The organism is Ignavibacteria bacterium (assembly GCA_016873775.1).
Taxonomy (GTDB): Bacteria; Bacteroidota; Ignavibacteria; order UBA10030; family F1-140-MAGs086; genus JAGXRH01.
In genome coordinates, this window is the sequence record VGWC01000026.1 from 1 (window position 1) to 13,855 (window position 13,855).

The following is a 13,855-nucleotide window of genomic DNA, read 5'->3' on the forward strand; positions in this document are numbered from 1 at the left end:
TAACTTGCACCTTGCAATTTACACTTTTCCCATGCTTGGTCGCTCGCTCATCATTTTCAGTTTCATTTCCATCCTCATTTCTGCAACGGCGTATTTTATTTCGTTTCGAAAAAAATCCGACGAACACTTGCAACTTGCTCGAATAAGTTTTCACGGTTCCGCAATTTCCGTTCTTGTCAGTTCGTTTCTGCTGTTGTACTTTATTCTTACGCATCAGTTTCAATATGCATACGTTTGGAATTATAGTTCAACAGATTTACCGTTGCATCTTCTCATATCCACATTTTACGCAGGACAAGAAGGAAGTTTTATGCTTTGGACGTTGTACACAACCATCATCGGCATTGTTCTTCTTGGCTATTCGTCAAGAAAAGGATGGGAAGTTGAAGTAATGCTTGTGTTCAATCTCATCTTAGGATTTTTGTTGCTGATGCTCGTTGTGAAAAATCCGTTCGCATACATTTGGGATGCGTTTCCGGAAGATTTAATTCATACAGGAACACTTCCACAAACGGGAGGAAATTTTGTGTGGCTTGACGAAGTAAAAGGAATATGGGCGCAATATCCAACGGAAGGAAAAGGATTGAATCCGCTGTTGCAAAATTACTGGATGGCGATACATCCGCAAATTTTATTTTTCGGATTTTCTTCGATGTCGGTTCCGTACATTTTTGCGGTTGCAGCATTATTACGAAAAGAATATCAAGCGTGGATTAGCGTTGCGAAACCGTGGACAGTTTTTGGAACCGGAATTTTAGGATTAGGCATAATTCTCGGCGGATATTGGGCGTACGAAACTCTCGGTTGGGGGGGATATTGGGGATGGGATCCGGTAGAAAATTCTTCGCTTGTTCCTTGGCTTGTAGGACTTGCTTCCGTTCATACAATGATGTCGCAACGAAAAATGGGTTCGTTCGTCCGCACGAATTTTGTTCTCAGTATTTTGTGTTTTGTTCTTGTCTTGTATTCAACATTTCTCACGCGAAGCGGAGTTCTTGGCGATACTTCTGTTCATTCGTTTGTTGACCCTGGAATGTGGGCGTACTGGATTTTATTGAGCGTGTTGACTTTATTTGCATTGCTTGGTTTTGGTTTGCTGTTTCTTCGAAATAAAGAAATGCCCAAAATTCCTGTTGAACATTCGTTTCTTTCGCGCGAGTTTGCTATTTTTCTTGGCGCAACGTTGCTATCGTTCACTGCGTTATTTATTTTAGTTGGTACGTCATCGCCAATTATCACGACAATTCTTTCCGGAAAAACATCTGCTATTGATATTTCCTATTATGCAAAAACGTCGCTTCCGTTTGGAATTGGAATTGCATTACTTATGGGATTTGGACAATTACTGTGGTGGAGAAATTCGCAGACATCATCGTTGCTGAAAAGTTTGTTTGCACCGTCGTTCGTTGCTTTGGTTTTTACTGTTGCGATGATAGTTGTTGGAGTGAACGATGCGCTCATTTTGTTGTTCCTTTTCTTTTCTGCGTTTGCGCTTGCTGTGAACATTATTGTTGGTTTTCGTATCATAAAGGGAAATCCAAAATATTCAGGCGGAGCGGTTGCACATATCGGAATGGCACTGATGTTTATCGGATTTGTTGCATCGTCGCGATATGATGATAAACAAACAGTTTCATTGGAGGAAGGAAAAACGCTTTCCGTGCTAAACAATTATCAACTCACATATCTTGGATATCAATTGATGGAGCAAGAACAATATTCGTTTGATATTCGCGTTGAAAAAGATGGAAACACTGAAATTGTTTCACCTGTTATGTACTTCAGTAAATTTACAAACGGATTGATGCGTATTCCCGATATTCTCAATCAAGTAATGCAGGATTTTTACATTGCGCCAGTATCGCTTGAAACACCTGAAAGCAAATCGAAAGAAGAAATTCATTCGTTTAAAAAAGGCGAAATGAAAACCATTGACGGAATGAAAATTACGTTCGTTGATTATGATTTCAGCGACGAAGAAAAAGGGAAAATGGTAACGAAATCGCGCGAGGTGCAAATTGGTGCAGATTTTCTTGTTGAAATGAATGGCATCATAGAACATATCAAACCGCTTTTTCAAATGGTGAACGGCGAAACGAAATTTATTCCCGCAAACCATTCTTCAGGACATCGTTTTACAATTCGCAAAATGATTCCCGATAAAGAGAACAAAGAAAATTCTTCCATTGAAATTTCCATAGCTCATACCGATAGCGAATCGAACACTCCTCAAAAAGATGTACTCATCATTGAAGCAAGCGTGAAACCGTATATCAATTTAGTTTGGCTCGGAACAATAATGATGATGTTTGGATTTTTGATTTCTGTTGTTAGAAGATTGGAAGAGGCGAGAAGTTAGGAACAAAATAATTTTCCCCCGTATTCTTCCTCGTGTTTCAAACAGATTTTCCAATGAAGTTGTATAATCTTACCAAAACTTTAACGAAGAAAAATTCAAGAAAATTGAGTAATGTATTGGTAGTGTTCTGAAAATTGAGTTTATTTTCTTCACTTTTTTTTGAGGCTCACTTTAATTCCACGTCTGTAATTCTTCGATTCGGGATATTTACACGTACGGTTTTTTTTATTTTTTTTGAAATGAAGTTTCTTCACGTATTGATATTTGTATTTGCGTTTGTATCTGTATTCAGCACTCAAAAAAACAGTAGATTTTCAGTTGTGCAAACAACCCAAGAACAAACGCATAGCCTTATTATTGACCCAGTTATTCAAGACCTCGTTAATCAAGTTGATTCTTCCAAAATTGTTTCAACGTTAACACGATTAGAAGCGTTGAAAACACGTTTCGCGGGAAATGCTACCGGCAGAGATTCACTTGCTCGAGCGCGCGATTGGTTAATACAACAAGTTACTTCTTTCGGATATTCGGATATCCAACAACATACATTCACGCAAGCGGGAAACCAACTGCAAAATATTATTGTAACAAAAACAGGCAATGTGTTTCCGGATTCCATTATTATTCTATGTGGGCATTACGATTCGGTCAACGGTCCAGGAATCAATGATAACGGAACGGGAACTGCAATAACGTTAGAAGTCGCACGAATTGTATCAACAAAACAATTTGATTATACCATTCGGTTTATTTTCTTTTCTGCAGAAGAACAAGGACTTGTGGGAAGCAATGCGTATGTGCAGCAAGTTGTCGTTCCGCAACAACATCAATTGAAACTTGTCATTAATATTGATGAAGTAGGTGGCATTCGTGAAAATCCGACAAACATCGTAAAAGTTGAAAAAGATATAGATAACAATCCATCGGGAAATAATGCCGCTTCTGCAATGTTCACCGATTCGCTTGCCGCATTAACACGCACGTATTCTTCATTGCAAACAACAATTACGAACGCATTCGGCAGCGATTATATCCCGTTTGAAAATGCTGGATATGTTATCACGGGTTATTACGAGTTTTTTCAAACGCCGCATTATCATCAGCAATCGGATTCGCTTTCGCATGTTGATATGCATTATGTAAAAGAAATTTGTAAAGGAACGGTTGCAGGCGTTGCTACATTTGCGGGAGTGAAAAAGAAATTTCTCTCGTTATTTCATACACCGCTTCTAACTTCGCAAGATACGGTGAATGATTATTCTTATAACGTGAACGCTCGAAGTTCTTCCTCCGTTACCTCTGCAAAAGTTTATTATTCCATCAACAATTCATCGTATAATTTTTCGAACGTCAACTACGATGGAATGCAAAACGATACGCTTCTTTTCAGCGGAAGTATTCCAAAGCAAAATTACGGAACAACGATTCGATATTATTTTCACTTTGTTGGAGAAGACAGCGTAGTTGCATTGCTCCCTTCAGATACTTCCCATCCGTTTTCGTTTCAGATTCTTCCCGACACCATTTCCCCAAACATTGTTCACACGCCGCTTTCATCTGTTTCATGGTATGATTTTCCGTTGCAAATATTTTCGAATATTTCCGATGAAAACGGAATTCACATCGCATATATAGATTGGACAAAAAACAATGAATCGTTCACGGATACTATGGAAGAAGTTTCGCAAAACAATTGGCGCGGATTTTTGAGTGGGAATATTTCTGCCGGCGACAGTATTTCGTACGTAATTTTTGCACGTGATAATTCACTGCGGCATAATCTTTCCCGCTTTCCACAAAATGGAACAATACCATTTCGTGTGCTTCAATCGTTGCTCCTTCTTCATTTGCAGGAAAGCGACAGCGGAAATTTTTCTCCGAACAACGATTGGCAATTCGGAAATCCAACAACGGGGGATATTCCGCCATCACCGACGGGTTTGAACGTTTGGGGAACAAATCTCGACGGAAATTATTCTAACAATATAACATCGCTATTGGAGACACCGTTTATTTCACTTTCGGAAAAGAGAAACGCCGTGCTTGTGTTCAAACATTATTTTCGTACGGAACCAGGCAACGACGGAGGAAATGTGCAAATATCAGTCAATGGAAATCCGTTTCAATTAATGATTCCACAAGGCGGATATTCATATACCAATGTGAATGCATTGAATGCGCCGGGGTTTTCCGGAAACGCATTTCAATGGAAAGAAGAACGTTTCAATCTAAGTTCGTTTGGAACGGATTCAGTAAAATTTGTATGGAAATTTTCCAGTGATGCGCTCACAAGTTTTCGCGGATGGTATGTTGATGCCGTGCGTCTTGATTATCTTCCCGATTCAACGTATGTTATTGTAAAAAACAATTCTCAATCATTTCCGGAAGAAATTTCTTTGGAACAAAATTTTCCGAATCCGTTTAATCCGACAACGAATTTCAGATTTCACATCTCAGAATCCGGGTTTGTTTCATTGAAAGTTTATGATGTTCTTGGGGAAGAAATTGTAACCGTCGTTCATAAATTCTTACCTGAGGGAACGTATAATATTCTGTGGGATGCAAGCAAAATACCAAGCGGCGTGTATTTCTATCAATTGAAAACGGCACAGGGAGAATGGATGAAAAAATTACTACTGTTGAAATAACCAACGGAGATTCTCAAAACAATTTTAATTCACTTTATTCTTATTTAATCTTACTGAGAAATTCACAATGTATTCTTCATTTCGTTCAAACGTAGTCGTTGCAGCAGTATTATTGTTCGCAACAACGTTATATGCAAGTGTTCCTCAAAAAGGAATTCCTCGTCAACAAGATTTTGGAAAACCGTCAAATGTTTATGCGACACAAAACGCAGAAATAGATGCGCGTACGGGAATTCCACGCGCATTATGGAATATCAACGCTGGTCCGTATTCTGGAACTGCAGTTGAAATTGCACGACAGTTTCTTTCGGAAAATTCCGGAATGTTTCAAATGCAAAGAAACCTTTCAGATTTGATTTCTGTGCGTTTGCAGGAAAATTTCGGAATATCACATGTGAGTTTTTTTCAAAGTGTCCATACTGTTCCGGTATTCAGAAGCGATGTTGTTGTAAGCATCAATCATCAGAATGTTGTAACGTTTGTTTCGAATAATTACAAACCCAATCTTGATGTGGAAACAAATCCGAGTCTTTTCCCAGAAGACGCATATCTCATTGCGAAAGAACATTTACATATTATAGGAAAAATTATTTCGGAGCCAAAAACAGAGTTGATGATTTATGCGGAAGATGAAACGCCAATTCTTTCGTATCGTGTTTCCATTTTTGCAGAAAAACCGTTGGGAGACTGGGAAGTTTTCGTGAATGCAACGAACGGTACAATTGTATCTTCGAGAGATAATGCAATTTATGAAAAATCCCAACATCATTCCGTTCAGAAAAAAGCAACCGGGAGCGGATATATTTGGAATCCAGATCCGTTGACAAGTTCGGGACAATATTACGGAACTCCTGGATATGTTGACCCAAGCGGAAATGATGCAGATACACCGGAATTAAATGCTCAACGAAAACTTGTAACATTACAGGATATAACCTTTACTGGGAGTGTCTATAAACTTGAAGGACCACATTGTAAATTATTGGATTTCGAATCGCCAACAGAAACTTTCCCAATGCCAGCACATCCCGATTCATTTCAATTTTTACGTTCCCAACAAGGATTTGAAGACGTGATGGTATATTTTTGGATAGATTCAAGTCAACGGTATATTCAATCGCTTGGCTTTGATAGTATTCAAAACCTACCAATTGAATGCGACCCCCATGGCTTAAGCGGAGCGGACAATTCTCATTATATTCCGTCAACAAATCGTCTTGCGTGGGGAGAAGGTGGTTCTGATGATGGCGAAGATTTGGATGTCATTTGGCACGAATATGGACACGCGATTCATAACGGTACGCGTCCCGGATGGGGAGGAAATGAAGCAGGACATCTTGGTGAAGGATTCGGAGATTATTGGGCGGGAAGTTACTCACGCGCAATCAACGATACGTTCAACATTAGCAGAGATAAAGTTTTTACGTGGGATGCGGGTTTTACGAGTTCGTTATCGGGAACATTTTGGGCTGGAAGAACTCTCATTGATACACGTCCTTATCCCGCAGGAGGAGTTGGTGGATGGCAAGTACACGATGCGGGACAAATTTGGTCAAGTGTACTTCTTCTTATTTGGAAGGATATTGGTCGAGAAGTTACCGATAAACTTGTTTTGAAAAGTCACTATTATTTATCAACAAGTCCAACAATGCGTCAAAATGCTCAGGCGGTAATTCAGGCTGATAGAGATTTATACGGTGGTGTGCATCTTCAGCAAATTGTCAATCGTTTTGGTTCGCGGAATTTTGTGAATCCCGCAGAATACATTCCACAAGTCAATCATACGAAACTTGTCGATACTGAAGATTTGAATGGACCATATACTATAAAAGCAATTGTACTTCCAGGAGTTTCTCCGCTTGCCCAAAGTTCCCTAAAAGTTTTTTACGGAAGAACAACTTCGTTCACCGATTCCGTGCAACTTCTTCCCACAGGAAATCAAAATGAATATGCTGGCGATATCCCTGGGAATGGAATATCGGCAACATATCGGTATTACATCATTGTCAAAGATTCGAGCGGAGCATCTGCAACGTCGCCGGCAAATGCGCCAATTCAATTTCATCAGTTCTATGTTGGTTTCGATACAATTCGACCATCAATCACGCATTTTCCATTACGAAATCAGGGGATAATTCGATGGCCTGCAAAAGTTAGTGCACAGGTAACAGATAATCTTGGCGTGGATTCCGTTTGGGTAGATTATTTTGTGAACACACCAGCAACTTCTGGTTCGTTCGCGCTTGTTCATCAGCAAGGAAATCAATATGCAGGAGTTTTCGACATTGATACTTCGGACATTGAAGTTGGCGATTCCATTTTTTATAAAGTTCAGGCAAAAGATATTTCTCTAACAGGAAATATTTCCACTTCACCAGCGACGGGATTTCATACATTTGTTCTCATTCAAACAAAGGGAACAGTACTTGTTGTTGATGACGATACTACTTCTTCGCTTTCGAAAAAAGAAACAGAAAAAGGATTCAATTATGTTTTTGAAAATACATCATCAAGTCGTTCTTCCAATCTTTTCAACACTGCTCTTACTGAATCCGGTTACCTTGTTGATATCAAGAAAATCGGGGAAGTCGTCGTAACAACTTTTGATGATTATGATATTGTTGTAACAACAAGCGGCATTAACGTTGACCCAATGCGGCGCGTAGAAGTTCGCCAAGCGTTGATTGCACGCGTTCAACAAGGGAAAAAAGTGTGGATTGAAGGTGGCGAAGTCGGTTACGATTTTCGGTATCAAACGACAGAATTGGATAAACCGTTTCGTCAGCAAGTTCTGCACGATAGTTCGTGGATTGCTGATAACAGTGCAGGAGATGTAACGTTTGTAATTCCCAGTCACCCGATATTTACAACGCCGCATCAAATTTCTGCGCCGATTACTTTTACGGCTCGTTCAACATATGCAGATAAAGATGCGATGAGCGTTCATCCCAATGATGCGGGAACTGTTCGAATAAGTTCGTGGAGTGCGCAACCGAATTACGCAAGTATTGTCGTTTGGAATAACTCCGGAAATCTGAACGCAGGAAAAATCATTTTTACTATGCTCGCAGTTGGTTCGATAACGGATTCCCTTGTTGCAAAAAAACTCATTGAAAACGGTATTGAATTTCTTTTAGCACCAGATACGGAACCGTTTTCTGGATTAAACGAAACATTTGAAGTTGCATCATTTCCTCCTGCAGGATGGCAAAGTGTTGTTGTTACAGGTGATTCCGGATGGCGTATGACAACGATTTCTGCGCGTTCAGGAAATCGCGCTGCGTTTTGCGAACATCAATCGCCGGATACGACAATTTCGATGGGAAGTAAAATGCTTATTACGAAAAAAGTCAATCTTACCGGCGGCTCGAACACGTTAAAATTCTGGGTTCGTCGCGCGTATCCGTTTGCTTACCCTCCCGATACATTATTGGTCAAACTTTCCACAACGGATAGTTTACCTTCAAGTTTTACTACGACGGTGTATAAATGTTATACGGGAGATACGAATTCAGGCAATCCGAATATTTATTCGACAGTCTATAAGCAATTTAAAGTCTCGCTCGGAAATTATTCAGGTTCAGCATTTCTTGCGTTCGACCATCAGGATTATGATGGACAAGCATTGTATTTGGATGATGTGAAACTTGAAGTCGTTGACGATATCAAGGAGTTCGGGAAAATACATCCAGCATCATTCGTGTTGGAACAAAACTATCCGAATCCATTTAATCCTTCAACGTATATTTCATTTTCATTGCCTGAACAAGCAAACGTTGAATTGAAAATATTCAATATTCTTGGGCAAGAAATTACAACACTTGTCAATGAAGTTCTTGAAAGTGGAAATTATCGCGCTGAATGGAACACGACTTCGGCAATTCCGAGTGGAGTATATTTTTATCGAATGGGAGCAACTTCGACACATGGAACTAAGTCGTTTGCACAAATAAAGAAAATGGTCGTACTCAAATAATTTTTTATTCACCGGGAAGCAATTTCGATTGCTCCATTTTTTTCAATAATATTAACATTGAGGAAATTTATGTTCTCATATCATTCGTGGAAAACATTGTTAGTGTTTTCATTATTCGTATTCAATGTGTATTCAGTTCTTGCAGGAAATATAGACCCATTTCTTGCAGAGAAATTAAAATCAACTTCCGCAGTTGAAAAAGTTTCTGTTATCATCTATATGCGTGAGCAAGTAGATTTGAGAGCAATGGAAGAACTACTTCAGCAATCTGTTTCCGCTGGCGAACGGATACCGGTAGATGTTCGTTACAGAACGATTATTACGGCATTGCAGGAAGTCGCTGAACGGACGCAACCAAATTTTGTACAGAAATTACGCACGCACGAAACAAACGGCGTTCTTTCCGATATTCAACAATTTTGGATTCGCAATTTAGTAGTCGTCAGCGCCATTCAACAAACAATAGAAGAAATTGCGCAATTACCGGAAGTCGAAACAGTGTATCTCGATGGTATTCTGCAACGCGACCTTCCGCTCAATTCTGCTCCCGCAGACGCTCTAGTCAGCGGAAGTGAACCAGGACTTCGAGCAATTAATGCGCACAAGTTGTGGGAAATCGGAATTACCGGATTAGGAAGAATTGTCATGAATATTGATACGGGCGTCGAAGGAAACAATCTTGCGTATAAAACACGATGGCGAGGCGCACTTCCCGGAATTTTACCAACGTGGGCGTGGTTTGACCCTGCTAATCATACTATTTTCCCAACAGACGGCGACGGTTCTTCACAACATGGAACACACACGATGGGAATTATGTGCGGACGTTACGATTCAGTAAATGACACGCTTGGCGTAGCTCCCGACGCAAATTGGATTGCTTCAAATTCGCTAATTGGAGGAAGCCCGCATACATCGCGTTCCATTGCATCATTTCAATGGGCTGCAAACCCCGATAGCAACATCAACACGATGGATGACGTTCCGGATGCAATTAATAATTCATGGTATGACCCAAATGTTTCTTCCACCGAATGTAGCGGAGCATCGGGATATTATGATGTGATTGATGCAATTGAAGCATTGGGAACAGCAGTCGTTTTTTCAGCAGGAAATAATGGTCCCGGTGCATCAACAATTACACCGCCTAAGAATCGTCTCACAACGTCAGTCAATATATTCAGTGTTGGCGCGTTAGACGCTAATACTGCCGGTTACCCGATTGCAAGTTTTTCAAGTCGTGGACCTTCCGTATGTACAGGACCCGATTCCTTACGAATAAAACCGGAAGTTTCTGCGCCAGGAGTAAATGTGCGTTCATCTTCGGGAACAAACGGTTATCGTTTTTTGGATGGAACATCAATGGCAGCGCCACACGTTTGCGGAGCAATTGCGCTTCTTCGACAAGCGGCGCCGTTTTTGACGGGGACGGAATTGAAGTATTATTTATACAATAACGCCGTTGATTTGGGAACACCGGGTGAAGACAATACGTTTGGAAGAGGAATGATTGATGTGTGGAAAACATATCTCGCATTGCCTTTAAACATTGGAAAAGTAGAAGGAGAAATTATGAGCAATGGAAATCCGCTCAACGGAGTAAAAGTAGATTTTGTTGAAGATATTTTACAAATTTCTTCTTCCACAAATGCTGAAGGTAAATATCTTGTTGCCGCAAGGATTGATACGCCACTTACTTCCGCAACATACACCCTTCGCGCAGAAAAATTCGGATTTCTTACGTTCACAGATACCGTAACAATTTTACTTGATGATACGGTTACAAAAAATATTGTAATGTCTCCTGCTCCTGGCGGGACGTTGCAAGTTCACACGTACGACAATGATAACAATTCGATTCGAGCAAACGTGAAAGTAATTTTTTCCGGTCAAACAGTTATTAATGATATTACAGATTCAATAAGCGGTTTATATTCAACTCCGCTACCGACAGGAACGTATACAGTAATAATAGATGCTCCTTCCCCGTTTGCAACGTATTCCAATGTCAATGTTGTAGTGAACGAAAATCAAACAACACAACTGAATACCTTACTGCGATATGTTGTAGAATTTACTCCAATTGCCATTCGTGATACACTTGCCATCGGACAGATTCATTCGAAGCAGTTGCAACTGACGAACACGACAAACGACACAGTTCAATTTCGCATCAGTGATGATAACGCGCTACAACGTTCTCAGAAAAAAAATATTTCACAAAATTCCAGTGTATATTCTCCTATTGAATTTCCCAAAGGAACAGAAGATACGCGTCCCGGTTACGCATCTCCCGAAGGTCGTGGCGGTCCCGATGCATTTGGTTATCAGTGGATTGATTCCGATGAACCCGATGGTCCGGAATTTCAATGGATTGATATTTCTGCAACAGGAACTATGTTGGATTCCAACAGCACTTGGATTCCGACGGGAACATTTTCCGGGCAAGATGAAGGATATGTTCAGATTCCTCTTTCGTTTCCTTTTGGATTCTACGGAAGTACGTTCAACACAGCATACCTTTCATCGAACGGAATTGTGATGTTTAAAATTCCTACCTCCAATACATATTCCAACGCACAAATACCTACGGCAGGCGGCTCAATAGATAATCTTGTTGCCGGCTTTTGGGATGATTTGGAAATTGTTGGAACAAGTAAGATTTACTACGGAACGCACAGTGGGAATTTTGTTATTCAATGGATGAATATTCAGCGATACAATGGAAATCTTGCGGAGTATTCGTACGAATATATTTTAAAACCCAGCGGCGAAATCGTTGTTCAGTATTTAGCAATGGGTATCAGCGGAGGAACGCTTACCAGTTCTACCGTTGGTATCGAAAACCAAACGGGAACCGTCGGTTTGCAAGTTGCGTACAATGCAACGTATCTTCATAATGAACTTGCAATTCGGTTTTTTACTCCCGATGCGATTTGGATATCGGAAGTGCCGATAACAGGAACATTGCTTCCTCACGCCGATCAAAATGTTTCTGTAACGTTTAACGCAAGCGGGCTTTCCGTTGATACAACTTACAGGGCAAATTTATTTTTAGAGGCAACTCATCCCGACGTAATCGGTTCAACGAAAATTCCTGCGAGTCTACGCATTGCGTTTGCAGATTCGGCATTATTGTTGGTGAACAAAAGTTCGTTCGATTTTGGCGCTGTTCCTCTCTTTGAAACAAGAAAAGAAACATTGAAAGTAACCAATGGAGGAATGACGACGTTAATCGTATCTTCGCTGACGACAACCAATTCCGATTATACAGTTCAACCTTCGAACGGTACAATAACAACAGGAAATTCCATCAATGTTGTTGTTTCTTATCATCCAACACTTTCAGGAATTGACACGGGAAGAATTATTATTCAAAGCAATTCACAATTTACGCCCCGACTTGATGTTTTGCTCAACGGTTCTTCGTATGGTGTTGCAAGAATTGTTCTGCACCCGAATACGTTTTCTTTTGTATCGCAAGCGACGAATGATACGTTGCGAAAAAAGATGTATATTCTTAACACCGGTTCCGATACGCTTCGATATTTCCTTGAAGAAAAAATCGCAAACGGAGCAACACATACGAAGAAAGGAAAAGGAGGTCCCGATGCCTTCGGATATGTATGGCGTGATAGCGATGAACCCGGTGGCCCCGATTTCTTATGGTATGATATTCGCTCGTTAGGAACGGCAGTATCGGTTGCAAACAATGGTATCGCCGGTCCTTTTCCCCTTGGTTTCGATTTCAAATTTTATGGAACGAATTACAACGAAGTTCGCATTACCGGAAACGGTTTTCTTGGTTTCGGAACAACATCAATCGGATTTTCCAACACCTCAATTCCTTCTTCGGGCACGCCCAATAATGCATTGTTTGGTTTCTGGGAAGATTTGAATCCGGAAACAGCAGGCGGAGAAGTGCATTATTTTGCGGATGCTGTCAATCATTTGTTCATCGTGCAATTTACGAATGTTGCGCGTGCAAATGACGCCGGTAGCCGCGTAACATTTCAAATGATTTTGAATGCAAACGGCGATGTGAAATTTCAATATCAATCAATGACTGGAGTTTTAAATTCTGCTACGATAGGAATTGAAAATGTAACGGGAGGCGTTGGTTTATTAGTTGCGTTCAATCAGAACTATGTTCACGATAACCTTGCAATTCTTTTTACCACTGACCAAATTCCCTGGCTCTCGCAAAGCAGAATGGAAGGAACGATTCTTCCCGGCGATAGTCAAGCAGTTGATATTCGTGTACATCCTGCGCGAATGATGCCGGGAAATTTTTCTGCACGTGTAAAAGTACAAGGCAATTCCCCCGATACACTCTTGGCGCAAGTGAATCTTGAAGTATTAGTTGGTGTGAACGAAATTCTTTCCATCATTCCGAAGCGATTTCAATTGTTCCAAAATCATCCGAATCCGTTTAATCCCACAACGATAATTTCTTTCGGATTGCCGGAACAAGCAAATATATCACTGCAAGTTTTCAATGTTTTAGGACAAGAAGTTGTAACACTTGCAGACGGAATTTTTGAAGCAGGAACCTATAACGTTGAGTGGAATGCCAGTACCGCTCTTTCAAGCGGAATATATTTCTATAGGTTGAAAGTAACGCAAAGCGGCAATGTGCGCTTCGCAGATTCGAAGAAACTGTTGCTGTTGAAATAAGACGTTCACCATATTTCAACATTTCAGTCGAAATAATAAAACCCGTTTGAGAAATTTCTTGAACGGGTTTTTTGTTTCTATTTATTCTTATCGAAAATTGTTTGGTCGTATTTCACAAGTTTCATTCCATCACCTAAGCAACGTTACCCCGAATATAGTTCGTGATAATAGTTTTTTCAAGGAAATTCTAACGAT

4 protein-coding genes are annotated in these 13,855 nt (G+C 40.3%); all 4 read left to right on the forward strand.

Features of this window, described 5'->3' with window-relative positions:
- The coding region (locus FJ218_05350) for a cytochrome C biogenesis protein (GenBank protein MBM4166330.1) at positions 1–2,359 on the forward strand (2,359 nt) is incomplete at its 5' end.
- Between the two features lie 239 nt (positions 2,360–2,598).
- Positions 2,599–5,007 (forward strand): M20/M25/M40 family metallo-hydrolase, encoded by a 2,409-nt coding sequence (locus FJ218_05355; GenBank protein ID MBM4166331.1) that lies wholly within the window; start codon positions 2,599–2,601, stop codon positions 5,005–5,007.
- A 67-nt stretch (positions 5,008–5,074) separates the two neighbouring features.
- Positions 5,075–8,983, forward strand: a complete 3,909-nt coding sequence (locus FJ218_05360; GenBank protein ID MBM4166332.1) for a T9SS type A sorting domain-containing protein — start codon at positions 5,075–5,077, stop codon at positions 8,981–8,983.
- 69 nt (positions 8,984–9,052) lie between these two features.
- Positions 9,053–13,660, forward strand: a complete 4,608-nt coding sequence (locus tag FJ218_05365; protein MBM4166333.1) for a T9SS type A sorting domain-containing protein — start codon at positions 9,053–9,055, stop codon at positions 13,658–13,660.
- Positions 13,661–13,855 lie beyond the last annotated feature (195 nt).

Excerpts from the sequence above, each read along its gene's own strand:
- FJ218_05355 (MBM4166331.1), top strand. The coding sequence starts at position 2,599 with ATGAAGTTTCTTCACGTATTGATATTTGTATTTGCGTTTGTATCTGTA.
- FJ218_05360 (MBM4166332.1), top strand. The coding sequence starts at position 5,075 with ATGTATTCTTCATTTCGTTCAAACGTAGTCGTTGCAGCAGTATTATTG.
- FJ218_05365 (MBM4166333.1), top strand. The coding sequence starts at position 9,053 with ATGTTCTCATATCATTCGTGGAAAACATTGTTAGTGTTTTCATTATTC.